We start from the raw sequence: 26,015 nt of genomic DNA on the forward strand, positions 1-26,015 counted from the left end.
CGTGGATGCCTGTGAGTTTATGTATCTTTCCTCAACAGGAAAAAAAGGACTTCCCTCTATAGTTTAGGAAGTCTTAAAAAAACCAATCTTCTTTTTCAGGTCATTCATTTCATAATTTACTTTTTCTGTATTAGCCGATAAGGTATCTGAACGTTTTACAATGGCATCTGTGACTCCCGTAATATTTATAATACGACTTTCAATTTCGTGGGTAGCCTGTTGTTGTTGGGTTGTCGATTTCTGAATAGACAAGGAACGGTTAAAAACTTCTTCGACTGATTCATGGACTAATTGGTTACTCTGGTACTGCAAATCTATCTTATTACAGAGCAAATCCATTTTATGAATAATATCATCAATAGATGAAAGAATATTATGAAATTGTAAACTGGCTTCTTTCGAAGTATTCTGTCCTTCTTCAATGTCAGCTACACTTGAATTTACCAGTGTCTGGATCTGGTTTAAACTCATGGCTGTTTTATCGGCTAATTTAGCAATTTCATCGGCTACGACGGCAAAACCCTGGCCGCTTTCTCCGGCTCTGGCGGCTTCAATAGAGGCATTTAAAGCCAGAAGGTTAGTTCTTTTAGATATATCAGAAATAATTTTCAGAATAGCATTCATTTCTTTAGCACCTCTGGTTATGCTACCAATACTGCTATTCATTTTATTCATGGCTTTCTCTCCCTCACGGGCAATCCGGGTGATATTTTTAGCGAGACCTTGTGATTCATTTACCTCATTCACAACATCATCCGTATTCTGCTTGAGAACTCCCATATTATCTCTGAGTGTTTGCAGGGAGTTTTGCTGCTCTTCTGCATTTTTAGAAATTTCCTGCATACCTGTAGATAGCTTTTTAATGGTTGTAGAAATTTCCATAGCTGAACGTGCCTGGGTTCCGGATTCAGCCGAAAGAGACTTAACCTCATTCAGAGTTGTGTTTGAAGATAGGGTTACTTTTTCAGCAGAAGATTTTGTATCAATCACAACTGTTTTTAATTTACTAATGAAGGTATTAAAAAAGGAGGCCAATTCTCCAATTTCATCTCGCGAAATAATTTCTATACTCAGACGAAGATCTCCATCTCCTTCCGCCACATCTTTTAAGCGATCCTCGGTTTGCTTGATGGGTACAATTAATTGTTTTAGAAGGTTATAAAAATTCAAAATAATCAGGGCGACTGCTATAGTACTGAGAATAAATACTTTTATAATTAAATCTTCATTATCTACAATATGCCCTTTTGTATGTTCCATATTCAAATACGTCAGAACAAAGAGAAAAATAAGAGTTACCATTCCTACTGTAGTTACAACCATATTGATAAAAAGCCGGGCACTCAAACGCATACCTTTAATTTCTTCATGAAAAGGAATGGAAGAAGTCCATTTCTCCAGATTGATAGTAATATAGGTCCAAAAAGGAATCGCAAAAAGAAGTACTATAGGAAGGGAAATATAAAGGCTATATAAAAATATATCACGTGTTACAAATTCTTTTCCATGCGTAACTACCGGCACACCGCAGGGAACATATACAGAAATTGCAAACATGAAAAATTTTGGAATAAAAGATACACTTTTCTGGGCTTCCTGTAGAATGGATTTCTCATTGGAGCCATCGAGATAAAGCTGGATTTTTTTTATATTTTTATGGAGTATACTTGTAACGATTCCCACGAATAAAAAAACATATCCCCAGAGTGCAGGGTTAAACGCGATTTGCCACATCTGGCTCATGCTCATCATGCTATAAAAAACAAGACCCGCAAGCCAGGTAGTAGGTGGCATCAAAAACCCGGCCAGAAAGAAAATATAGACTCTTTTTTTATTTACACTTGAATTCATATACTTTATGTATCCCTTCAAAAAGCCGGGTTTGTTTTATTATCGCAGGCGAGCCATTGGACTTGCTTCCCGGGGGCAGCACTATTTGAAATTTAGTATCTTTTCTATTGACGGTTTGACAAGTATAAATGTTAGAAAAGCTTTTCCCCTTTTTTTGCTTTTTGTCATATTCAATAAGCAGGAAGAAAAGGCTTGTCTTTTGAAAGAATACCGGAAAAGCAGTAATAGAATGAAGTTTTTTTCGAGAATCATTCTGGCTATCCTATTGGGTGTGATTAGTTTTTCTTGTGGAACCAATACCGACACTCCCGTTTATCCCTATTTATTCCTGAACCCAATCAATACACCTCAGATTATCGGCCTTATTCCTACAGATTCCTATCCTTATCCCATTACAGATTCTGAAGTTCTATCTTATGAGTCTATTCCTTATAAACCCGAATTCATTTTAAAATATTATGTCACAAATACAGAGCAACAGTTCATTGGCTATAATCTGTATATTACATCGAATACCCCTTCTTTCATAGAGGTTCAGGCCGGTTCTGCTGCATACTTAGAAGAAGGAATAGAGCCTTCCTTCAGACATTTTACTACGGAAGTTTCCACGGATAGGACAGCCATACAAAGAAAGCGGATTAAAAATAGAATTCCTCCTCCCGGACTTTACCCCTTCCAGAAGTGTGAGGTTTATAACTTTACCCTGAGAGCGGTTTTAAATAATGGAGTTTTATCCAATCCTTCCGCTGCTGTGTCTGCCTGTGCCAGTCGTTTTCCTTCAAAATGTGAAATCGGTTCGAGTTGTAATCCGAGCTATTGTACGGATTCTTCCTGTTCGAGTCCTTCCTCCTGTCCTGTAGGAACTCTTTGCAATCCCTGTGATACAACAAAAGCTATTGATGCCAATAATGGCTGTGAGTGTAAGGAAGGTTCTTATCCACCCGGTTGTAATCTATAGGGAATTCTTTTCTTGAAAGCCAAAGGCAGGTTTTTAAACTTGAGTTATGGAAAAATGGAAGAAAATCCGAAGCCTATTCAATATCCGGGGACCCAAATCAATTTACCTGTATTCAATGGTAATAGGAATTTTAGCCGGCCTTTTTGCCTGTGTATTTGCTTATTCACTCGCAAGAGCCGAACAATTTACTTTTTCTTTTCTGGCCAATCTTCCTTTGTCGGCCCCTCCGGGAGAGCTGCACTTCAATCATGCTCAGGGAGAATCCAATAAGCTAATTCTATTTTTCCTGCCGATTTTCGGAGGAATTTTGACCGGTCTCGTTGTTTACCTTTTCTGTCCTGATGCAGAAGGAACCGGGACCGATGCGATGATCCAGGCTTTCCATTATAAAGAAGGAAAAATGGACACGAGAGTTCCTTTTTTTAAAGCAATAGCGACAATTATCACCCTGGCTTCGGGAGGAAGTGCCGGAAAAGAGGGGCCTACCGCCCAGATTGGAGCCGGGGTCGGGGTCGTGTTAAGTAAGCTGGTAAATGCGGGGGCAAGAGCAAGGCGAACTTTTCTTCTTGCAGGGACTGCGGGCGGACTGGGTGCAATATTCAGAGCTCCCCTCGGAGGTGCGATAACAGCTGTAGAGGTTATTTATCAGGAAGATTTTGAAAGCGATTCCCTGGTTCCCTGCATTATTTCTTCCGTTACGGCCTATCTAGTCTTTACCAGTATATTTGGTCCCGGCTCCATGTTTAAAGTCCATGACATTGGTCTCAAAGATTATCATGAGTTGTTCTTTTATGTGATTCTTGGCCTGGTTTGTTTTGCTATGGGTTTTGTTTTTGTCAGTGTATTCAACTACATAGGTGCCATATTCAAGAAAATCAATATCCACCCCGTCCTAAAACCCGGTATCGGTGGATTAATTGTAGGAAGTTTCGGTTATTTTTTCCCGGAATTGATAGGAGGAGGTTTTGGTCTATTACAAAAAACAATCAGTGGCGAAGGGCTCATGACTATCAGCGATTCTCGGATTTATGTAGCCTCCTTTTTTCTTTTGATTGCTTTTTTAAAAATTTTAACCACATCTTTTACTATAGGTTCCGGAGGATCCGGAGGAGTATTTGGACCTTCTATTTTAATCGGAGGAATGCTCGGTGGTTTTGTAGGAGTTCTTTCCTCTACTCTTTTTCCACAGTATAATTTTTCTTTATCCTCATTTATCCTCGTTGGGATGAGTGCATTTTTTGTGGGTGTTGCAAGAGCTCCTATTGCCGGTATGATTATGGTCTGCGATATGGTTGGAAACTATAACCTGCTTCCTCCCCTGATGATCGTTTCTGTGATTTCGTTTATTTTATCCCATCGCAGGTCTATCTATAAAGGACAGGTAGAAAACCGCTTCAAATCTCCGGCTCATGAATGGGATATGAACCAGGACGCAATGGAGAGAATCCACATTTCCAAGTATTTTTCGGATTTTAAAAAATATGCGATTATCACAAAAGATAAACTTCTTACGGAAGTAGAAGACCTCGCCCTTGAAATTCAGGAGAGTGATTTCATTATCGTTAATCCTGATGGTTCCTATTTTGGCTCAGCCTCCCTCAGAAGGAATCGACTTGAAGAAGAAAACAGGGATTTCTTACGAAACCTGATTACAATTGAAGATGTTGCGACTTCCCTTCCCTGTGTAACAACTAAAAATACACTCGGAGATGCTTTAAAAATTATCTTAAACCATGATATTGATAAAGTGGCAGTCTTACGTCAAAATAAGGTAATCGGGTATCTACGGTATAATGATATTCTAAAAGCTTATCACACCGAGCTCAGTAAGTATTCTAGAAAAAGTATTTAGGAAATAAATTATTTCTTGATCTTCAAACTCCTTTTTTGTATAATACATCCTCAGGATAGGATGTACGGAAATGGTAACTACAAAAGAAGAGCTGGAAGAAAAAGTACGAGAAGCAATGGTGAATTCTAAACTTTCTGTCTATAAATTAGCGGAAAGAACAGATGTATCGAAAACCCATATTCATGGCATTATCAAACAAACCCAAAAGCCTTCCCTGGAAGTTTTAATGAAAATTGCAAGGTGCTTTGATGTGAAATATACATTTACAAACTCCTCTGATATCATGCAGATATGCAGAGCAGAAAGATACATTCTGAGTTAAAAACTCAATAAAAAATGAAAGAGAGGAAAAAATACCAGATTGTAACTTCACGCTTAACTTCTATTATCCAATCGCTCAAGAATAACTTGAATGATGCGGAAAAAGAAAAAGTTTTACATGCCCTAAAAGGAAATAAAATAAAAGGATGGAATAAACCTTTCATCCTTATCCTTTTTTTAAGTATTCTTCTTTTAGGAAGCATTTTAAGCCTTGCAATAAAAGAAAATCAGGAACCTATCAAGCTTGAGTTTAAAACAGAAAATTCAACACAGCAGCTTCCTGAACTCTCTGCATCTTTGAAATTTTCAGATAAAGACTTTGACCCGGAAAACCAGGATATTGAAACACTTCGTAATTCTCATTCGGAATATACCCGCAAGTTAAATCTTATCAGGAAAAAATTGAGCTATTCCAGGACTTTATATTCTCAATTAATCCAGAATCTTAAATACGAAAAAAAACAGGTGAAAGTTCTGGTTCAAAAACAGGTGAGACTGGAAAGAAAACTAAACCTTGCTCAGAAAAATGTGTTTATTACAAATCAACAATTTACTGAAGAAAGAAACCGTTACCAGAGTCTGGAAAATGGGTTCGAAAAGGATAAACTAAAACAAAAAATAAAATATCTCGATTATCGTCTTCTAAAACAAAAACAAGAATTTAAAGAAATTCAAAAAGCAGAAAACGAATCCAGACTAAGAATCGATGAGGTACGTTCGTTTATTGATAAATTAGAAAAACAGCAAAAAGAGCTGGAAAATGAAATTCGAAATGATGAAGCTTTGAAACATGTTCTTCAAAAAGTGAATCACAAAATCCAACTCTATCTAAAATAATTAGCGAAGAAAACCTATATGTTTTAAATACGTTCTGGAAGCCTGAGCTGTAGAACGAAAATTTTTACCTGTCATTTGTAATATATTATCCGCTTCTGCTCGATCCAGACCTTTCACAAATCTATCCATCTGAAACTTACCGGAAGTATAATCATCTTCAAAGTTATAGTCTCCATTTTGTGTCATCATATAACCAAATGTTTTTTGAATCACCGTATCCAATTCCTTTCCCTGCATAGAAGCAAAAGAAGTGACATTAAAAATGAGCGAATCAGTAGATTTGGGACTCGCTTTTTTCATATAAGGATTAGAGGTAAATAGGAATTCACTGAGTTTTTGATTCATACGATTGGGTTCTACATAAGAATTAAATAAACTATAGGCCACAAAGTCTTCGTATAAGAAATGTCGATTTGCTATAAGTTGAACCGTTTTCTTCTCCATTAATGAAAAGTTGGAAGTGATAGCCGCTGCGGTATAATAAATCCAATTAGCATGTGGAATCGCTTTGGAGTGATAAGGCTGACAGAGATCCTGGATATAATGCAAGGCATCTGCAGCAAAGCGGTAAGCCCAGTATTCATGCCCCGTTTTCATAGCCAGTTTCGCCAGGGCAGAAAAAAGATAAACTCTATCAGGTGACATTCCTTCTGATATTTCCGGTTTAATGGTTCTTACAATAGTAGGTTCATGTTGGTAGGTAATATGAAACGGAGCCTGGGTAGAAATTCCTTCCGGGTTACCATAAGGTTGTTTACCATATCCATATTCAGTCATATTCCAGAGGTTTAAGTCCATGCCCCAATCAGGTTCATCAGAAAAGGTAGTCAGGATAGAAGCCACAGTGACCATCTGTCCTTCCACATTTTCAAAGATAGCGTTTCGTTCTTTTTCCAGGTGCGGAGATATATCCCTGGCGGGAACTAAAGGGTAACGAGGATAATGACCCGGAAGTACACGATTTACCAGTGCAAATTTTATATCAGGGTGAAGTCTTAAAGCTCTAATAAAACTTTTTGTATCGGGTTTCTGGGTATCAAATGGAATTTTTTGAAATCGCTTAGAACCTTTTTTCTCAAGATAAGAGTAAAACTCAGTAAATACAGCAGCTACTGCATCTTTTTCGGCAGAAAGAAATGCATCCAGACTTTCTACCTTTACCTTCTTCAAAACCTGTCTGGCAATAGCCGGGTGTTGTAAGGCTTTATCTGTAACGAGATAATGAGAGCCCCAGGAAAACAAGGGACTCATAAACGAAGTACATATAATAAAGAATATTAGCTTTTTCATAACTTTCCTCAAAATTGAAATTCTGCTATCAGGGGTAAATGATCGGATATGGTTAAGGTATCTTTTTGTCTTACAGAATACGATCTCTTTTCTATGTTTCCATAAAAAATATAATCGATAGTTCTATCCGGTACTGTAATTTCCGGATGATTGGGTAAAATTGTATAGTAAGCTTTTTTGTTTTCCCCATTCAATTCTTCCTTACTGACAGTTGATGGAAACGAGTTAAAAAGTATATCTAACTCAGTTTTTGGATTATAGTAGGATATAGAGTCCTTATGAAGACTTTCTCGATTAAAACCGGGGGGAAGCAGGTTAAAGTCTCCGGCCAATATCCAGGGCTGTTTTTTTGAATCTGCATTTGTAAGTAACTTTTTTAAAAACAAAACCTGCTCTTCCATTGTATTATAACCCTGTGCAAAAGCATCCAGATGTGTATTAAAAACCGAGAGTATTTTTCCATTCTGTAGAGGAAGTTTCGTTTCAAGTACAGCTCGTTTTAAGTTAAAGTTTTTCACAAAAAAATTATCCGGAATAATGGGTAGCTGGTATCGGGTTGCAGAGCTAATTTTATACCGACTAATAGTGGATACTTTCATACCGGTTGAACCCTGTATCATCGGGTGGGGGTTATAATAATTTTTCCAGTAAAAAGCAGAAGCGTGACATTTGTAGTCCTCAGGAAATAATTTGAGAAGCTTTTCTAACTGATCCTCATAGTCGGTACGTTTGGCACCATCATCTACTTCCTGTAATAAGATGATATCCGGTTTCTCATCTTTTATAATACGGGCAATTTCTTCCGCAGTAATTTGAATATCTTTTGTAGAAGGACGTTTATCGGGGCCATCTCCTTTTGGAAGATCGTAAAAGAATACATAATTCTTTCCGGCAAGGTACTGCACATTCCAGTCCAGAACTTTATACTCCTTTCCGGCTTCGAGAGAAGGAGTATCAGAAGGACAGCTTACCTTTTCTTCAGAAACATCTTCCGGCTGAAGACTTGTAAACCTGGCAGCAAGAATTACTGTAACGAGAAATAGAACGATAAAAATACTTAAATAGCCAATGAAGCGAAACAGTTTTTTCATCAGATTTCCTAAATGTTTTTTTTTAACATCAAACCAAAACCTCAGGCTTGAATCCAAGAAAAAAAAGATTTTTTATTATGGGGGGATGGAAAAAGAAAATCGGATTTCTTACACCAGGGTAAGTCCTTTTTCAGGGGAGGGAATTCTTTTAGTATATTAAATTTTCCTAATGTGTAATATAAAGTTCTGAAGTGACTTTTTTTGACGTCAGTGTAAAAAAAACTATTTTTTTTCTTGCAATCATTTTTTCTTCATCTATACTGTCATTAAGCGCATGAAATGCTAATATGAAAATCGGAGATTTGAAATGAAAACTCGTGTTACAAGCAGTCTGATGATTGCCCTTTTAACCTTCTTCCTATCTGCAAGCAGTGTATCTGCTGGTCCTCTTTCTGGAATGTGTATCGTTTTGGTACATGGTATTCTTGGTTTTGACGATACAAACGGCCTCGCTAACGGTCTCGTTAAATACTGGGGCGGAATGGACAACTACCTCAGAAACCAGGGAGCTAAAGTAGCTACTCCCGGCAGTTCCGCTATGGCAAGCCTTGAAACAAGAGCAGGACAGGTGAAAACCTATTTAAACACCTGGATGCCGGCTAATGGATGTACAAAAGTATATCTCATGGGCCACTCTCAGGGTGGACTTGTTTCTCGTTACCTGGTGAAAAAGCTTAGTTATGCCAGTAAAGTTGCTTCAGTTACGACGATTGACTCTGTGCATAAGGGTGCACCGGTAGCAGACTTTGCACTTGCGGTAATTCCTAACTGGATGGAACCTTTTGCAAATATTGTGCTTTCTACTTTTGCAAAACTAATCTACAGAGACGGCAGACCACAGGATGCAATTGCAATGGGGAAATCTCTTACAGTTTCAACTCTGAAAACATTTAACAGTAATGTTCCTAATGTTTCCGGGGTTAAATATTACTCCTATGGTGCTAAAATGGCCTGGGCAGATCCAATTCAACACCCTATTATGGCTCTTACTTACCCGGCAACCTGGGCTGGCGGGCTATTCTATGGTTTAGGTTCTGCTAATGATGGTATAGTACCTCTGGAATCACAAAAATGGGGAACCTGGAAAGGCACTCCTTCTTCTTACTGGTATGCTACAGGCTTAGATCACCTGCAAGTTACTAACTTCGAGTGGAGTGGACAGGGTTACTTTGACGTTCAAGGACAATACTTAAAAATGGCTCAAAACGCCAAATTATAATTAAGCCTTTAAAAAAAGAGTTGTAAGAAGAATCCATACTTACAACTCTCTTTTTTTTATGAGCCCAATTGCAAAAAAAATTTTAATCATCCTTTCCATTCTATCTATTATTTTACTGGTCTTTATCTTTCTTCCCGGTAAAGATTCAAAAGAAAATAAAAGTGATACAAAACAAACAGAAGATTCAACAAGCCTTAAAGACGGTATGAATAATCCTTCTTCAGATAATTCTTCACAAATAGAAAGTAGTTCTCTGGAAACTCCTTATATTTCCGGAAATACAGAAAACAATAGTTATGAAGATTTTTCTCGTTCTTTAAAAACAGGTAAGGTAAATTTCATCTGGGAACTCTGGGCCCTCCGTAGGCAATGTCCTCAAGGGTACAGGCCGGGTCAATGTGATTCTTCCATTTTAGCTATGATAGATAAAAAGTTCTCTTCTCCAGATAACGAAAAAGTAAAAAAGCTTTTTGAAACCTATTTTCAATACGAACAGGACATTATAAAATCCGGCTTACCCAAAGATGGGAAGTTTACAGACAGATACGAAGAGGTTCGCAAAAAAAGAAGAAAATACTATTCAGAAGAAGATGCCAAACTGGTCTTTGGAATCGAAGAAGCCCGCTTTGATTTCATGGAGGCTTCAGCCAACTTCATAAAGAATAGTGCGAATTTAAGTGGCGACCAGAGAGTCAAGAAATATGAAGAAGTTAAACGAGAAGTCTTTGGTGATATGTATGAGGAAATGGTAAAACGGGAAGATAAGTTCGCTCACTATCAAACAGAGCTACAATTACGAGAAAATGAATTATCAAAACTCAAACCCGAAGAAAAAGAAAAATTTGAATATGAACTACAGATAAAATACTTTGGAAAAGAAGCAGCTGATAAAATACAACAAAGCAAAAAAGAAGCACAATAGCTAAGGCTTTCGGGCCTGTTTTATAACAGGTCCGATTTACAGTTTTTTATTTAATTCTAAAAAACCTGATAGTATTTAATAGTTTTTCCGACTGTTCGCTCATTTCATTTGCGGTCGCCGCCAATTCTTCAGAGGAAGCGGCCGCCTGTTGAGCCACATTATCCAGGGTTCCCATTGCCTTATTTATCTGACCTACACCACTATTCTGTTCTTCCGAAGCTGCTGTTATTTCCTGAACCAGGTCAGCCGTTCTTAAAATCTGAGGAACTATTTCTCTGATTATTGTTCCGGCTTCTTCTGAAAGTTTCATAGTTTCATGGGCCATGAGTCGTATTTCATTTGCATCTGATTTACTCTTTTTAGCGAGGTCTTCTACCTCAGAAGCTACAACCGTGAAACCCAGACCGTATTCTCCTGCACGAGCCGCTTCTATCTTGGCATTAACTGCCAGTAAATTCGTTCTGGAGGCAATTTCTTCTATAACCGAAATTTTTTCTGAGATTTGCTTCATTGCAGCGACTGCTTTTTGTACAGCCTCGCCTCCTCTCTTTGCTTCTTCTGCGGTCTTGGATGCCAGTTTATCTGTTATTTTTGAATTCTCAAGGTTATTGCTTATGCTGGCCGCAATTTCTTCTAAAGAGGCTGAAGTTTCTTCTACGCTCGCAGCCTGATTGGATGAAATCGTACTGATATTTTGGGCGGTAGCATCCAGTTCTGAAGCAGCACTCACTAAGGATTCAGAGTTTCTCTGAACAATGTCAATAATCTCAACCAGCTTTTTCACCGTTTCTTTGACGCTATAAATCATCTCTCCCAATTCATCTTTTCTCTCATCGATTTTAATATCCTTCGTGAGTAGACCCTCTTTCATTTCTGTTAACAGATTATTCACATAAAGTAGAGGTTCAGTTATATTATTTATGATTCTACTACTAAAGAGTATAGAAACTATAATTCCGATGGCAGCTGCAATCAGTGAAAAAATTAAAGAGTTTGTATATATAGAATCCGCTTTCAGTTTTTCGTTTTTAGCTACATCTAACTGAACCTGGACCAGATCATGAAATACAATTGAAATGGGATCTATTACCTGATAAAGAGTATTGATGCTAAAAGCAGAAAGAGCTCTATTATCTTTACGTTTGATAATGCCAATAAGGTTTAGAACTTCTTTATCGGCTGTAATCATTTTTTCTTTCGCTACCTTCACAAGCTTTTGCTCTTCTTCCACCAGATAGGTTTTTAGGTAATCTTCCCATTTTTCGTGAATGACCTTATTGGCAATTTCAATATCACTTAAAGCTTTTTCCCAGGAAATATTTCCATTCCGAACCTTATGACAATTATCGACTATGTTCAGCGCATACATATCTGCGATAGTTTTTAAACCTTCTAAGGGAAGAACCCTATCGTGATAAATCGTGTAAGTGCCGTAATTTACCATTTTTGTTCCATAAATAGAGATTAGAACTAAAACAAAAATAATAAAAATATTCAAAAAGCTTAATATATTAAGCCTGCTCTTGATTCGTAAAGTGAAAAAATTCATATAATTACCCTTACTATGTTTCTATGTATAGGGGTACTATCGGAAGAAGATTAGGATAAAAGAAGAGCCTATTAAAAATAGGCTCTGAATTGTTAAAAATAGGTTTTTGCGTGAAATTTTAAATTGCTGCTCCCCCGGTTTCTCCGGTACGAATTCGAATCACGTTTTCCAGGGGTAAAACAAATATCTTTCCGTCTCCGATTTTTCCACCTTCTGTTCTGGCTGATTTCAAAATCGCATCAATCGTTGGTTTTACAAAATCATCGTTCACAGCAATTTCCAGTCTGACTTTACGAATTAAATTTACCTGGTATTCATGTCCTCTGTAAACTTCCGTTTTTCCTTTTTGCCTTCCGTAACCCTGAACATCACTAACTGTGAGTCTTTCGATCTTTTGTGAGTTCAATTCGGCTTTCACTTCTTCTAACTTGTGAGGTTGAATTATTGCAATAATCAGTTTCATTTTATTCTCCTATATACTATCTAATATCGTGTATCATGTAACCTTTTTCACCATGTATCTCTTCATCAAGACCATTTTCTTCCTGAACTTCGTTCACGCGAAAACCTATAGTTTTTTCTATAGCAAATGCAAGAATATAAGAAATGATGAATGAATAAGCTCCGGTTACCAGAACACTGAATGTTTGTTCCCAGATTTGTCCTCCACGACTCATGCCTTTTGTGACTTCTATCGCAAATACACCTGTCAGGATGGCTCCAATAGCTCCTCCGAGTCCGTGTATACCAAAAGCATCCAGAGTATCATCATATCCAAATTTACCTTTCATGATAATAGCGAAATAGCAAATAGGAGATATGATTAATCCCATGATGATAGCACTTCCGGGACCCACAAAACCGGATGCAGGTGTAATGACTACAAGACCTGCTACTATACCGGATGCAGCACCCAGAGCAGTTGCTTTTTTTGTATGCAGGTATTCAACTAAAAGCCACATACAACCCGCAGCAGCCGGTGCTACAAGGGTTACTACAAAAGCCTGAGCTGCAAGGCCATTCACAGCCAGACCGGAACCCGCGTTAAATCCAAACCATCCAAACCAGAGAAGACCGGAACCTATAAGAGTGTAAGTCAGGTTGTTGGGTTGAGTGATAAGTCCAATTTCTCCACGTCTTTTTCCAATCACAAGAGCAGCTGCAAGACCGGCAATCCCGGAAATCAGGTGAACTACGGTTCCTCCAGCAAAGTCCAGAGCTCCGCGCTTCAGTAACCAGCCTTCTGAAGACCAGACCCAGTGTGCAACCGGATCATAAACCAGGGTAGCCCAGAGAGTAATGAACACTACATAGGCAGAAAGTTTAATTCTTTCAGCAATTGCCCCGGAAATCAAAGCCGGTGTAATCAGAGCAAACATTCCCTGAAATAAGAAGTGAACATATTTGGGTATAGTTCCTTCCAGGGTTTCGGTGTTCACTCCGGATAATAGAGCCAGATCGAAATTTCCGATAAATGGATTGGTTCCGGAAAAAGCAAAGCTGTAACCAAAAATGGTCCATTGCAAAGTTAGAACCAGAATAGCAATAAAACTGTGCATCATGGTAGAAAGCACGTTTTTACTTCTAACGATCCCACCATAAAAAAGTGCCAGACCCGGTATCATAAAGAAGACAAACGCAGAAGATACGATTAACCAGGCGGTATCGGCTTTATCCAGGCTCGGTTTAGCTTCCTCGGCAAATAAGAGAGATGGAAGCAGGACAAAAAGAAGTCCCATTAGTAGTTTTGTGTAGTTTTTCAATTTCATTACCCTCAAACTTAGTTTACGGATATATATGCACAAATTGTACCAGCTTAAAGATAATATTTTTTATACTTTTTCTAAAAAAAATCCCTGTTCGTTTATTGCCGGAATAGAAAGCTGAGGTAAAAGGCGAATCATTTAATCCATAATAGACAGCATTCCGCTTTAGAATAAAGGGAAAACAAAAAATTAGCGAGATATATACTCGTGCAAAGTGCTTCTAATTTAGGCATGAGAATCTTCATTAGACGTTACTTTTTGTAAATTTTTTGTTGTTCTTTGTTCGTATCTATAGAAAATGCAGAAAGGGTTCATTGCAATATGGCGAGTACACAGGGAAAGAAAAGAACATTTCGATTTACAATTATAACTATTTTGACCGGTTTAATCCTCTTGTCCTCCGGTCTTGTTTACGCATTTTCTTATTGGACAGGTAAAGACTCGGTAGGATACCTTGCCGGCAGACTCATGGAACAAATTGGTTCCCATACCCTGGATCGTTCCCTGAACTTTTTAAAAGCCGCAACTACAGGCTCCATTCTCTCAGAAAAACTCGCCAGAAAAAAACTGATCGAAACCAATAACTCTATGAAAATGCTGACCTATTCCCATGAGCTTTTAGAATTACACCCACATTTTGAAATGATATACTACGGTGATATTCATGGAAATCTTCTTATGGTGAAGAAGATGGAGGATAAAAGTTTCAGCATTAAAAAAGTCAGTCGTAAAAGAAATAAAGCTTTTACTATCTGGATACACGATAATCCGAACTACAAAACAACTTTTCCTAACCTTATAGAAAATGCGGCCCAGGCCTATGATCCCCGTGAAAGACCCTGGTTTAAAAAAGCCGAGAAAGAAAAAACTGTTATTTGGACAGATGCTTATATCTTTTTCTCCGATCAGAAACCCGGAATCACCTGTGCGAGTCCCGTTTATGGAAAAGATAATGTTCTTCAGGGTGTTATTAGCATTGATATTGGACTTGCCGAGCTTTCCTACTTTTTAGCTACCTTAAAAATTGGAGAAGATGATAAAATTTTTATTCTGAATGATAAGGAAGAAATCATTGCTCTACCGGCAACAGATGCAAAAGAATTAAGCAAATTGGTCCAAAAATACAAGGATGGAGAGAAGGAAAAATACAGGCTTCTGAGCGTCAAAGAAGTCAATGATGCCGTTATCCGAGATGCTTACCTGAGCTTAAGTCGTCCGGAAGTAAAAAAGGGAGAGCATGATTCCCTTCATACAAAATTTAGAACGGATGGAAAGGTATATGTCAGCAGTTTCATTCCTTTTCCGAAAGACAGCGGCTTCAACTGGAAAATTGGAATCGTGATGGCTGAGAATAATTTTATGTCACGCATCAACAAGAATAATAAAATAGCCCTGTTGTTCTGTATCTTTTTTGCACTCTTAGCTACTTTTATTGGCATTTTATTTTCCAGAAAAGTTTCAAGACCTTTAGCGCTCCTCGCAGAAGAAATGGATCAGATTAAAGAATTTCGCCTGGATGAAAATCGACCTATCAAATCAAACCTATCAGAGGTCAGTAATATTGCTTCTTCCTTCGAACGGATGCGCACTGCCCTGAAATCCTTCATGAAATATGTGCCGGCTGAATTGGTTCGGGACTTAGTGAATATGCACAGGGAAGCCGTTCTGGGTGGAGAAAAACAGGAATTAACTATTTTCTTTTCAGATATTGCTAACTTTACCAGCATCTCAGAGAAACTTCCTCCCGAAAAACTGGTAGAAGATTTAGAAACTTACTTAAGTGAACTGAGCGAGAAAATTATTGATTCGGGTGGAACCGTAGATAAATATATCGGAGATGCTGTTATGGCTTTCTGGGGAGCTCCGAGACCTCAAAAGGACCATCATATCCGAGCCTGTAGTACCGCTTTAAAAATTCAACAGGGCCTTACAAGACTTTTTGAAGAATGGGAAAGGCAGGGAAAAGAACCTTTTTTTACCCGGATTGGAATCAGCACGGGCGAAGTTGTCGTTGGAAATATGGGTTCTAATAAGCGAATCAACTATACTGTCATCGGTGATACGGTGAACCTTGCCAGTCGCCTGGAAGGCCAGAATAAGGTGTACGGCACGAGTATCATGGTGGGAGAAAGTACTTATGAAAAAGTAAAAGATCAGTTTGAATTCTGTCTTCTGGATAAAGTAGCTGTAAAAGGCAAAAAGCATGCGGTTAGGGTATATGAGCTTTTAGCGGAAAAAGGAAAGTTGAGTCCTTCGGAACAAATTTTTGTAGAAAACTTTCAGAATGCCTTCAACCTTTACGAAAGAGAAAAATTTCAAGAAGCTTTAAAACTTTTTACAGCACTCAAAGGTCTCGGCTATGAAAGAAAAATGGTAGATTTATTTATAGAAAGATGTAAGTCCTTTATTGAAAATCCGCCTCCAGTGAACTGGGATGGTGCTTTCATAGCAACAACAAAATAAATCAGTAATGATACGCCTGAGCGAATATTTCTTAAAGCATCCTCGCGTTACCAATATGGTGATAATCCTGGTTTTTTTAGCCGGGATTTTCGCTTCTTTAAATATCAATCGACAGGCAAATCCACCCATAAGCTTTGATGTTCTCACCATTACGACACTATATCCCGGTGCCAGTCCGGAAGATGTGGAAATCAATCTCACTCATAAAATAGAAAAAGAACTATTAGAAGTTGAGAATATTAAAAAGATGAATAGTATTTCCATGGAAAATCTCTCTATCATAACTTTGCAGCTTGATGCTGATGGAGGAGATGTTTCTCAAACGCGGATCAATGTTCGGGATGCAGTGGGGAGGGTTTCCGATCTTCCGGCTTCTATTTTAGATAGACCGAGAATAGAAGAATTAAAGACTTCTAATTTTCCTGCAATGGAAATTTCCATCAATGGTGATGTGTCTGAATTAGAATTGAGAAAATATGCGAAAGATTTAGAAGAACTTCTGAGGGAAGTACCCGGTGTTGCAAGAATTAATAAATTGGGTTTTCGTAAAAGAGAAGTGCATATTGAAGTAAATATGAAAGAAATGCGCGAACAGCAGGTCTCCTTTTTTGAAATTATAAACTCTATTCGAAATCGTAATATTCGTTCCTCCGGTGGTACCATTGAATCCTATATTTCCGAAAAAAAGGTAGTTACAGTTTCTGAATATGAGAACCTTCTTGATGTAAAGGATGTAATTATTCGTTCTAACTTTACCGGAAATCGCTTACGAATCTCAGATATTGCCGAAGTTCGAGATGACTTCGAAGACTCCAGATTGTTATATAGAGGAAATGGAAAACCTTCCATTATTTTAATGGTAAACGCTCAGGAAAATTCTGATATTATCCGTGTTAGCGATAAGCTTCATGAAAAAGTAGAACTATTTCAAAAAAATCTATCACCCGGAGTAAAGGCTGAGATTATTTTTGATTACTCGGTTTATACCCGGATCATGATATCGATGGTGAGGAATAATGGAATCTCCGGATTTATCCTGGTGTTCATTGTTATGTTTATTTTTTTAGACCTGAGAAGTGCCTTCTGGTCGGCTTTTGGAATCCCGCTCTGTATTTTCGGATCTTTACTCTTATTTGTTCCCATAGGTCTTACGATAAACAATATTTCTCTTGTGACAATGATACTGGTTCTGGGAATTCTGGTGGACGATGCTATAGTCATTACAGAAAATATCTATTCCTATAAACAAAGTGGTATGGATGCAATTGAGGCTACTCTTACCGGTGTAAAGACTATGATTTTACCGGTGAGTGCATCTATTCTAACAACTATTTTTGCATTTACACCTATCCTCTTTATCTCTGGCTTATTTGGAAAATTTTTATATCCTATACCGATTGTTGTAAGTCTTCTTCTTTGTTTCTCCTGGTTGGAATCAATCCTGTTTTTGCCAGCTCACCTTTATAAAGTTCACCCACCCAAAACGCCACCGAGGCGTAGTCTCTGGGTGTACAGCCTTAAAAACTTTTATCATAATTCCTTATATACTCTCCAAAAAAGACGCGGGATATATTTAGTATTATTTCTTATAGTCCTTGTACTCAGTATAGCTATTCCTAAAAAATTTCTGGATTTTATCATGGACTCGGATAGGGATACGGATTTTTTAAGCATCAAAATGGAATTACCGGTTGCAACTTCCCTGAAAGTAACTAAAGAGAAGGTAAGGATTATTGAAAAATTAGTAGAAGAATCCGTACCCAAATCGGCACTTATAGGTTATACAACCAATGTAGGAACTCAAGATGATCTGGGTTCCTTCGTTTCGAATGGACAATTTTCAAATAAAGCTGTCACAACAATTTTTCTTGTCCCTGCTCAATCGAGGTCTATCGTTTCCGAAGATTTAATGAAGCAATTGAGTGAAAAATTTAAAACTATAAAGAAAGAACATAATTTCATTGAACTGAGTATAAATAAGTTAGGAGGTGGGGGATTAAATGCTGGTAAAGCAGTTGATATTTCCTACATTTCTGATGATAATGTGCTCAGAAACCGCTTCGAGAAAGAGACTCTGGAATATCTCAAGAGTATAAATGGTGTAAAAAATATTGAAACAACGAATAAAAAAGGAAAAGATGAAATTCGCCTGGTTCTAAACTATGAACAACTGGCGCGTGCTTCTTTGAGTGCAATCGATGTCACTTCAGCGATTCGTTCCGCTTTCGATGGCACAGTTGTAACTTCCTTAACTCTTGCCGGAGAAGAAATATATTATAGAGTCAGAATAAAAGATGCTTCTAGACTCTCAGAAAATAGAATTCTTGAAATTCCCATAACAAATCACAGTGGCAATTTAGTTCCTTTACGGGCGATTGCTTCGTTAAAAAATATGGAAGGTCCTGTTAATATTCATCATACCAGCGGAAAGCGTTCCGTTACAATTACTGCGGATGTAGATTTAGCTATCACAAAACCCATAAAAGTAAATGAATTGCTCAGTCAAAAGTTTGATAAAAGAGTAGCTTCCATTCCAGGACTCAGACTTGTGTATGGAGGGCAACAAGAAGAATTCATGGTAAGTATGAGAGGTTTTTATTTCGCCCTTGCTTTTGCCCTTATCAGTATATATTTTCTTTTAGTTGTATTATTTAATTCTTATAGTCTTCCATTTCTTATCATGTCAATTATCCCCTTTGCAGTTGCGGGTGTATTTCTGGCTCTTTTTCTGCATAATATGCCCATTACCTTTGTGGCATTAATTGGAATGCTTGGTTTAATCGGAGTCGTAGTAAATGATACAATTGTAATGATAAGCCACTTAAATACCACTTGCAAGGAAAAGGGGTATTCTTTTGCAAGTGTTGCAGAGGCTGCTTCCGAGAGATTCCGACCTGTAATTTTAACAAGCCTTACCACATTTGCGGGTTTATTACCCACATCTTATGGACTGGGAGGAGACATCCCGGAAATTCGTCCGATGGTCCTTACTATGGCCTGGGGACTTGTTTATTGTACATTTATTACTCTCGGCTTCATCCCCTTGCTATACTCTATGTTACGTGTAAGAAGGAATAGCTAAAAAGTATATGGCTATTTTCTTATTTATAGTCATTGCTCTTTTAATATTAGGTTTTTCGGGAACAGTATTATTCCTTTCTTCTTTTTTAAACAGCGAGTATATTGTAAAGATAATCGAAGAAAATTTTAATTGCAGGGCACAGGTAGGAAACGCACGTTTGAAATTATTTAAACTCTTTTCTTCCGCCCTCGTAGAAGACATTCATATTGTTACCAGAGATGAATATGCGAATAAAGCAGTTCCTCTTTCTTTAAGACCAGAAATCCTTGTTCCGGAAATATATATAAAGAAAGTAGAACTTCGTTTGAATCTTCTGGCCATCCTTAGAAAAAAATTCAGAGTAAATAGCTTTTTATTTTCAGAACCCCTATTCAATATGATTTTTTTTATTGGTGGGGGAAATAATCTTTTGCCTATGTTACAAAAACCTGAAATTATTGATAGTAAACCAAATCCTGATTACAGGGATATTCAGGATTTACAGGAAGACGAATGGGTATTAAATATAAAAAATATGCCCTTATCAGCAAAATTAGAAATTATCGGCATACAGGATGGTTTAGCAAATCTTTATATAAAAAAAACAGGACAGCTTTTACGTTTGAATGACATGCAATTCATTATTTCTTCGATTGAGATTCACCCCGCAAGGCTGGATAAATTTAATTCTCTCGACATTTCTTTTGAGATGAATCTCGCAATTATAGGAAATAATAAGCGAGAAATAGCTGAATTTTACATGAGTTGCAAGCAAACAATAAAACCTTTTTTAATGAATGGAGAATATGATACAGGCATTGTGTATAATATTAAGATAGCTAAGGGTTCTTATATCTACGGAACGGTTCTTTCTAACCTGCTTTCAGCAATTGTTAATGCTCTCCGAGGAGCCGGAATAAATTTGGAAAGTGCAACAATCGAATCTTTACAGAGAAATGCAAGAATGCATATAACCTATAGAGCTGAAATTATTACCCTGAGAGAAAAAGTACACCTTTTCGCGACTTCTTTTGACTTTGAACTTAATCCGGGAAGCTGGTATTCTATAGATAATAATGATCATTATTTCAATGGTTCTATTATTATTTATAGAAAAGAAGTGTCACGTATCATTACAGGAATTGATGATTTTATTCGCGGAGTAGTACCGGATATTGAAACCAAAAAAGTAAGAAATCGAATCCTGGGCCCCCTACTGAAAAACGAGAAAATGTTTATTCCTTTTACTTCAAAGGGAAATATTAAAAACCCATTTGTCGAATTAGGACTTGAGCTCCCCTCAATTCCGAGGATATTAAAGGATTACGTAAAAGAAACATTTGGAATAAAGAGAAAAAAGAAAAATCTGTAAAATCCTCATTTATTTATATTCTACTTTTAATATAGAAAGATCATCTGTAATTTCTCCCCTATACAGAAGTTTTTCAACAACCTCCTTTATGTTAGCGGAAGAATCTTCCAGTAAACGAAGGAAAACAGTTTCATCTGAATTCATAAATACTTCACCATTTTCATCTTCTACCAGAACATCTTCTCTACCATCAGAAGCTGAAACTATTATATCTCCTTTTTCTAATTGTTGCTCAATTGTGAGTATATCCTTTACTTCTAATTCATGAATACCTATAGTTCCTAACTTTCTTAATTTTTTATTAACTTCCATGAAACTGGCTTTTTTATTTCTATAAAGAATCGGTGGAGGATGTTCAGCAGAAATGTAATATAAAGTTCCGCTTTCTTCATCAATAATACCTAAAAAAGCTGACATAGACATCAGACCACGAAAACTTAAGAAAACACGATGCATTTCAACAAAAGCATTTGCAATCCATTGAGAAGGACTTAATCGTTCTCCCCACTTCGAACTCTTAGTCCTGTCAATGATAACTCCGAAAGCTGTTCCGAGTACCAGAACCCCACCGGCACCCTGACTCGATTTGCCCATAGCATCTCCATTCAGAAATACCACACAGTTCTTGCCTTGTAGTCGTATACTATGCGCAATGTTTATATCTCCTCCGATTTCATATTCTTCTCCATGAAATTGAAAAGATTTTTTTTGCTTTAAGAAAAATTCGATATTAACCCTATCACTTTTAACTAAATTAGGTCCAAGAGGTTCGGTCAGGATCGAAATCAAAAAATAATCCCCATCCTGTTGTTCTTTTAAGGCCTTTACTTCATTCAAAGCTTTTTGCAAACTTTTCGTTCTTTCTTCTACCTTTTCTTCGAGGCTGGAATAAAGTAAAGAATTTTCTAATGAAATAGCAGCCTGAGAGGAAATCAATTCAAGAACCTGAACTCTTTCCTGGGTAAAGGCTCCTTTTGTAATCCGATTTTCCAGATAGATAATGCCCAGTAAATTTCCCCTATCCATTAAAGGTGTGCAAAGAATAGAATGGGGTTGATATTCCTGTATATATCTATCATTCATGAAACGAGGCTCTCGGCAGGCATCGCTTAAAACCAGTGTACTGAAGGTTCTTTCTACATAGTAAATAATTGTATGAGGTAGGTGTGAAAATTCTTCAAGTCGACAGGGGACACTTATCAATCTATTAAGACTATTATAATCTTCTACAATCAATTTTCCCTGTTTTTTTACCAATAAAAATGCAGATTCAGCTCCGGAATTTTGCATTACAATTTCAATTAACTTATGCAATAACTCGGTAAAAACAATTTCTCCAGCTATAGCTCTTGAAGCGTCTAAAACTGATGAAAAATCAATACTTCCTATAAAAGGTCCTGAATGGAAAGACTTTAAAACGGAAGTAGTGTTCTCGCTATTTGACCCCGACTTACGTTCCTGTTCCCACTGATAGCCGGGGTATTTTTCCTGCAATTGGCTTACCTTTCTCTTGGCTGACCAAAGCATATATAACTGCACGGCTTTTTGCATGTAAAAAATGACCAGATCATCTTTCTTTCTCACAGCCCATAACTTTGCCTGTAACTCCATGCATAAAGCTTCTATATGAATCATTTCACTCTCTCTCGAAAAAGCTACTGCTTTATCATAATAGAAAAGTGCCGTTTCTATTTTATTTTCCATCTTTGCTTTTTCAGCAAGAATCAGATAATATTTGCATGAATAGTTTCGTGGAGAATTACTTGACCAAACAGCAAATTCAGAAAGGTAAAAATCTAATAAACTGCTGTAATATTCTTTTTTATTCTCTTCCAATTCGTAATATAAATTACAAATTCCGAGAGCAGCATAAAAATAAGCTTCGGGGATTATAGGTGTTCCCGGAAGTCCCATAGCAACAATTTCAGGAGTATCTAATATTTCTTTTAATTCTTCCCACTCTTCAAAAAGATATAAGCTACGAAGTTTAGCATGGTAAAACCAGGCTAAAAAAACAGGGTAGTCTTTAAACTCCTCAAGATACCTCTCCTCCGAAAACATTTCACTATCAAAATTATAGGTATTGTTGGATAATGATAGGAGTTGAAGCATGGGTTGCACAATGCCCGGTCGAATTCCTCCTTCATAACCTTTAGGATTAAAACTTGATGAGAAAGGTAGAAATCTTTGCTGTTCTTCGTATAGTTTATCCAGAGGAAATCCCGATATCATTCGAAACGATAGATATTGGGAACCTGTATAATCTGCATAAATTAAATTTCCACTCTGTATATTATCTTTGAAGGCTTTATCCAGATATAATAATATATCTTTTAGAGGTTCGAACCAGTGTGCAATTTGAGAAGCAAAGTAATAATAAACCGATCCCCTTATCTGCCTGTTCTGGTACTGGTTGGAAAGAATAATGCTTAACTTTCCAAACTCATATCCTCTTGTATAATCTTTGTAGATAGAACACATTAGAAAACCGTACTGTACATAAGCAAGGGGGGATATTTCATTATTCCCATTTTCAATACAGAGAAGAACCATAGAAGTAATTGTCCAGGGAATTAATTCTATCTGGCTACCAAGATAAGAAGCAATTAATAAATAGGAAAATGTTTGCATCGTAACATGATATAACTCGTCCTCATTATTTGGAAAATCCATCATGCTCATTACTTCTCGATTCGATAAAAAGGAATCAATTTTATCAAGGTATACGTGTAGTAACTCCGGGATTTCCTCTCGTGCCGGTACAATAATTCCTATATATTGCAGAGTTTCTTTGGCCAGATCCATAGCTTCGCTATATTTAGCTTCAGCCTGAAGTCTTGCCATCTGTATCAGAAATACCTTTACTTTTTCGGCATGGGTATTTGCCAGTTCAAGAGCTTCCCGGCAGACTTTATCTCCTTTGTCTACATCACCTGCATTATAGGCTGTTTCTGCAAGCTCCCTGTATAGACTAAATTTTAAATCTTTTGTTTCCTCTATATTCTTTTCACAGAGTAATATACCATTTTCAAAATATCTCATTGCAGACTGATAAGAGAAAGAAGAGCGTGCAATACGACCGGCTTTTAAGTTCATTTCTGCCAGATGTATATAATATCTGCGGTCATTTACTTTTTCATAGGCATGTTGGAAATGTTCTAAAATTTCATAAACCTTATTATCACCATATTTAGACTTATCTTCCAGATATTGTTCAAGGAGAATCTTTCCTATCGAATAATGAATGTTCTTCTTTTCATAATCCGGTATAGAATAATAAACAGCCTGCTGTACTTTATCATGTATAAATCTAAATAATAACTCTTTTGAAACATGTGTTTTATCATATATATTCGTTATCTGATAGACTAATTTCTTTTGTATAACTTCCCAAAAAGTATCTAAAGTTTCATTAACACTCTTACTATTAATAATGGAAAGTATTTTAAGATCAAAGGTATTACCAATGCAGGAGGCATAAGATAGAATCTTCTTGGATTCAGGACTTAAACTTTCAATCTTATATGACATGAGCTGTATAACATTGTTCGAAACTTCTATTTTTTCGGAAGCTGTATAATCATATCTCCATTGACCATTTGTGTCTTCTGTTCCAAATTCAAAATGGATTATCTTATTGTTATACAAACTCCTGAGTAACTCATTGACAAAAAATGGATTTCCATTTGTTTTTTCAAAAATTAGAAGTGATAATTTCTCAGTATCTTCTTTGGATAAAGTCAAATTTTCACTTACTAAAAGTTTAAGTTCGTCTATACCCAAATCACTAATGGTTATTTCATGAATAGATGGATCATGTTTTGAGTAATGTAATTTTTCTTCTTCATGTAAAACCGGATCTTCTTCAAGTTTACTACTCGCAACAAATAGAAGATGCGGAATCTGTTCATTCAGAAATAAGTTAATTAATCTTAAAGAGGATTCATCGGCCCACTGAATGTCATCCATAAAAAGTACAAGAGGGAGTTCTTTCTGGCAAAGAGTCAAAAAAATATTTTTATAAATATCAAAAACAATTTTCCCTTCTTCAAAGTTTGTATGTATTGTCTTTTCACCACCACCTATTATATAACGAAGATTCGGTATGAATTCTAAAAATAAATTAAGGTATTCTCCTAAAAGCTCAATAAACTTATTTTTCCAATATAGAAGTTTTTCTTCATCTCCGGCCAGGATAATATCACAAAAATGATTTAAAGAAACACGTACCGCTTCAAAAGGACTTCTGGAAAATTGTTCGAACTTAAGCTCTAAAAAAGTAAAGTCTTTTTCATATTTTTGATTTAGTATTTTATATACCAGAGAACTTTTACCGCTTCCCGAATTGCCCCTGATTATGATTTTAGAACTTTTCCCGGAAAAAAGATCAAAAAGTGATTTCCGTACTAAACCCAGTTCTTTTTCCCTTCCGTATAACTTATCAGAAAGCTTAAAAATTCCTGACTCATCTCCGAGTCCTATTGGAAAGGATATAGAACTTAATTTCTTTTTACTTTTAAAAATTCCTAATAGTTTCTCCAAATCATACATAAGACCATTCGCACTCTGGTACCTATCTTCCGGATTTTTACTCATCAATTTTAAAATGATCTCTGAGAGTGCAGGGGGAAGGCTACTTTCAATTTCAATTGGGGCCTTCGGAATTCTCGCTATATGAGAAAAAATTAACTTACTAAAATCCTTATCTTGAAAAGGAGGCTCTCCTGTAAAGATGTGATACATTGTACAACCAAGAGAATATAAATCAGAGCGATAATCTATTCTCGCATTTACCCGACCGGTTTGTTCCGGAGAAATGTAGAGAACGGTTCCCTCCAAATTATCATTTTTATTATCAGTAAATTTTGTTTGGCTTCCAAGCTTTTCAGAAATTCCAAAATCAATGAAACGTATTTCGAGGTTCTTCTTATTCAATAAAATATTAGAAGGGCTTATATCTTTGTGGATAATTTTTCTGGAATGTATTTTACTCAGGGTTTCTACAATACGAATACAAACCTGGATAAGTTCCAGAATACTAAATTCCCTTCTCTCTATATATTGCTTTAGTGGAAGGCCATTAAAATACTCTAATTCTAAAATAGGAAAATGTTCCTTAACCTTCAAACCGTAAACATTGATTACACCGGGAATATCCCCCAATTTACTTAAAAAACTAAATTCATTATTCATCCGTAAAAGGTCATTAGGGCCCGGATACTGACGGTTTAGTGTTTTGAGAATGATTTTATGGGAACTATCCTTTTTAGCCATATATAGAATCGAATTTCGACTCTCATAGATGGTATCAAGGATCTGATATTCTTTAAACTGCTTTAATTCTAACATTTTAAGGATCCGCAAAATAAGGAAAATACACCTTACTTTTATTCCTATTTTTTTTTCTTCATATCAATAATTTTTTTTAAAAAAACTTTTCCATAGGAAGTCACTAATAAGCAG

At 36.7% G+C, this 26,015-nt stretch carries 16 protein-coding genes; 9 read left to right on the forward strand and 7 right to left on the reverse strand.

Features of this window, described 5'->3' with window-relative positions; genetic code table 11:
- Positions 1-63 precede the first annotated feature (63 nt).
- On the reverse strand, positions 64-1,851 hold the full coding sequence (locus H7A25_03250; protein MCP5498892.1) for a HAMP domain-containing protein: 1,788 nt from the start codon (positions 1,849-1,851) through the stop codon (positions 64-66).
- A 229-nt stretch (positions 1,852-2,080) separates the two neighbouring features.
- Here H7A25_03250 and H7A25_03255 point away from each other — a divergent pair, with 229 nt between their 5' ends.
- From H7A25_03255 to H7A25_03270, 4 genes are all read left to right on the forward strand, one after another.
- Positions 2,081-2,809, forward strand: coding sequence for a hypothetical protein (locus H7A25_03255; protein ID MCP5498893.1), 729 nt, complete (start codon positions 2,081-2,083; stop codon positions 2,807-2,809).
- A gap of 46 nt (positions 2,810-2,855) precedes the next feature.
- Positions 2,856-4,661 carry a chloride channel protein gene (locus tag H7A25_03260; protein ID MCP5498894.1) on the forward strand — a complete coding sequence of 602 codons (1,806 nt, stop codon included), beginning with the start codon at positions 2,856-2,858 and terminating at the stop codon, positions 4,659-4,661.
- Positions 4,662-4,731: 70 nt separating this feature from the next.
- Positions 4,732-4,983 (forward strand): helix-turn-helix transcriptional regulator, encoded by a 252-nt coding sequence (locus H7A25_03265; GenBank protein ID MCP5498895.1) that lies wholly within the window; start codon positions 4,732-4,734, stop codon positions 4,981-4,983.
- Between the two features lie 14 nt (positions 4,984-4,997).
- On the forward strand, positions 4,998-5,819 hold the full coding sequence (locus tag H7A25_03270) for a hypothetical protein (GenBank protein ID MCP5498896.1): 822 nt from the start codon (positions 4,998-5,000) through the stop codon (positions 5,817-5,819).
- Here H7A25_03270 and H7A25_03275 read toward each other — a convergent pair whose 3' ends face one another.
- Both H7A25_03275 and H7A25_03280 read right to left on the reverse strand, forming a co-directional pair.
- The gene (locus H7A25_03275) at positions 5,820-7,109 is read right to left on the reverse strand and encodes a hypothetical protein (GenBank protein MCP5498897.1); all 1,290 of its coding nucleotides are present in this window, start codon (positions 7,107-7,109) and stop codon (positions 5,820-5,822) included.
- A gap of 8 nt (positions 7,110-7,117) precedes the next feature.
- Positions 7,118-8,200 (reverse strand): endonuclease/exonuclease/phosphatase family protein, encoded by a 1,083-nt coding sequence (locus H7A25_03280; GenBank protein MCP5498898.1) that lies wholly within the window; start codon positions 8,198-8,200, stop codon positions 7,118-7,120.
- 307 nt (positions 8,201-8,507) lie between these two features.
- On the opposite strand from H7A25_03280, the gene H7A25_03285 reads away from it, so the two are divergent.
- Complete coding sequence (locus H7A25_03285; GenBank protein ID MCP5498899.1) at positions 8,508-9,419, forward strand: alpha/beta fold hydrolase; 912 nt, start codon at positions 8,508-8,510, stop codon at positions 9,417-9,419.
- 58 nt (positions 9,420-9,477) lie between these two features.
- On the forward strand, positions 9,478-10,341 hold the full coding sequence (locus H7A25_03290) for a hypothetical protein (protein ID MCP5498900.1): 864 nt from the start codon (positions 9,478-9,480) through the stop codon (positions 10,339-10,341).
- Between the two features lie 46 nt (positions 10,342-10,387).
- Here H7A25_03290 and H7A25_03295 read toward each other — a convergent pair whose 3' ends face one another.
- The 3 genes from H7A25_03295 to H7A25_03305 form a co-directional block, all read right to left on the reverse strand.
- The gene (locus H7A25_03295; protein ID MCP5498901.1) at positions 10,388-11,890 is read right to left on the reverse strand and encodes an MCP four helix bundle domain-containing protein; all 1,503 of its coding nucleotides are present in this window, start codon (positions 11,888-11,890) and stop codon (positions 10,388-10,390) included.
- A 118-nt stretch (positions 11,891-12,008) separates the two neighbouring features.
- On the reverse strand, positions 12,009-12,353 hold the full coding sequence (locus tag H7A25_03300; GenBank protein ID MCP5498902.1) for a P-II family nitrogen regulator: 345 nt from the start codon (positions 12,351-12,353) through the stop codon (positions 12,009-12,011).
- A 16-nt stretch (positions 12,354-12,369) separates the two neighbouring features.
- Positions 12,370-13,659: an ammonium transporter gene (locus H7A25_03305; GenBank protein MCP5498903.1), complete on the reverse strand. Its 1,290-nt coding sequence runs from the start codon at positions 13,657-13,659 to the stop codon at positions 12,370-12,372.
- Positions 13,660-13,977: 318 nt separating this feature from the next.
- Between H7A25_03305 and H7A25_03310 the strand changes: the two genes are divergently transcribed.
- The 3 genes from H7A25_03310 to H7A25_03320 are packed head-to-tail and all read left to right on the forward strand — an operon-like array spanning position 13,978 to position 20,552.
- Positions 13,978-16,119: a hypothetical protein gene (locus H7A25_03310; protein ID MCP5498904.1), complete on the forward strand. Its 2,142-nt coding sequence runs from the start codon at positions 13,978-13,980 to the stop codon at positions 16,117-16,119.
- 7 nt (positions 16,120-16,126) lie between these two features.
- Positions 16,127-19,201: an efflux RND transporter permease subunit gene (locus tag H7A25_03315; protein MCP5498905.1), complete on the forward strand. Its 3,075-nt coding sequence runs from the start codon at positions 16,127-16,129 to the stop codon at positions 19,199-19,201.
- 7 nt (positions 19,202-19,208) lie between these two features.
- Positions 19,209-20,552, forward strand: coding sequence for a hypothetical protein (locus tag H7A25_03320; protein MCP5498906.1), 1,344 nt, complete (start codon positions 19,209-19,211; stop codon positions 20,550-20,552).
- Between the two features lie 9 nt (positions 20,553-20,561).
- Here the strand turns inward: H7A25_03320 and H7A25_03325 are convergent, their stop codons facing one another.
- Positions 20,562-25,901 carry a protein kinase gene (locus H7A25_03325; GenBank protein ID MCP5498907.1) on the reverse strand — a complete coding sequence of 1,780 codons (5,340 nt, stop codon included), beginning with the start codon at positions 25,899-25,901 and terminating at the stop codon, positions 20,562-20,564.
- Positions 25,902-26,015: the final 114 nt, after the last annotated feature.

It is taken from the genome of Leptospiraceae bacterium (assembly GCA_024233835.1).
Lineage (GTDB): Bacteria > Spirochaetota > Leptospiria > Leptospirales > Leptospiraceae > JACKPC01.

Excerpts from the sequence above, each read along its gene's own strand:
- H7A25_03265 (MCP5498895.1), top strand. The coding sequence starts at position 4,732 with ATGGTAACTACAAAAGAAGAGCTGGAAGAAAAAGTACGAGAAGCAATG.
- H7A25_03290 (MCP5498900.1), top strand. The coding sequence starts at position 9,478 with ATGAGCCCAATTGCAAAAAAAATTTTAATCATCCTTTCCATTCTATCT.
- H7A25_03310 (MCP5498904.1), top strand. The coding sequence starts at position 13,978 with ATGGCGAGTACACAGGGAAAGAAAAGAACATTTCGATTTACAATTATA.
- H7A25_03280 (MCP5498898.1), bottom strand. The coding sequence starts at position 8,200 with ATGAAAAAACTGTTTCGCTTCATTGGCTATTTAAGTATTTTTATCGTT.
- H7A25_03300 (MCP5498902.1), bottom strand. The coding sequence starts at position 12,353 with ATGAAACTGATTATTGCAATAATTCAACCTCACAAGTTAGAAGAAGTG.
- H7A25_03250 (MCP5498892.1), bottom strand. The coding sequence starts at position 1,851 with ATGAATTCAAGTGTAAATAAAAAAAGAGTCTATATTTTCTTTCTGGCC.
- H7A25_03275 (MCP5498897.1), bottom strand. The coding sequence starts at position 7,109 with ATGAAAAAGCTAATATTCTTTATTATATGTACTTCGTTTATGAGTCCC.
- H7A25_03305 (MCP5498903.1), bottom strand. The coding sequence starts at position 13,659 with ATGAAATTGAAAAACTACACAAAACTACTAATGGGACTTCTTTTTGTC.
- H7A25_03270 (MCP5498896.1), top strand. The coding sequence starts at position 4,998 with ATGAAAGAGAGGAAAAAATACCAGATTGTAACTTCACGCTTAACTTCT.
- H7A25_03295 (MCP5498901.1), bottom strand. The coding sequence starts at position 11,890 with ATGAATTTTTTCACTTTACGAATCAAGAGCAGGCTTAATATATTAAGC.
- H7A25_03320 (MCP5498906.1), top strand. The coding sequence starts at position 19,209 with ATGGCTATTTTCTTATTTATAGTCATTGCTCTTTTAATATTAGGTTTT.
- H7A25_03325 (MCP5498907.1), bottom strand. The coding sequence starts at position 25,901 with ATGTTAGAATTAAAGCAGTTTAAAGAATATCAGATCCTTGATACCATC.
- H7A25_03285 (MCP5498899.1), top strand. The coding sequence starts at position 8,508 with ATGAAAACTCGTGTTACAAGCAGTCTGATGATTGCCCTTTTAACCTTC.
- H7A25_03255 (MCP5498893.1), top strand. The coding sequence starts at position 2,081 with ATGAAGTTTTTTTCGAGAATCATTCTGGCTATCCTATTGGGTGTGATT.
- H7A25_03315 (MCP5498905.1), top strand. The coding sequence starts at position 16,127 with ATGATACGCCTGAGCGAATATTTCTTAAAGCATCCTCGCGTTACCAAT.
- H7A25_03260 (MCP5498894.1), top strand. The coding sequence starts at position 2,856 with ATGGAAAAATGGAAGAAAATCCGAAGCCTATTCAATATCCGGGGACCC.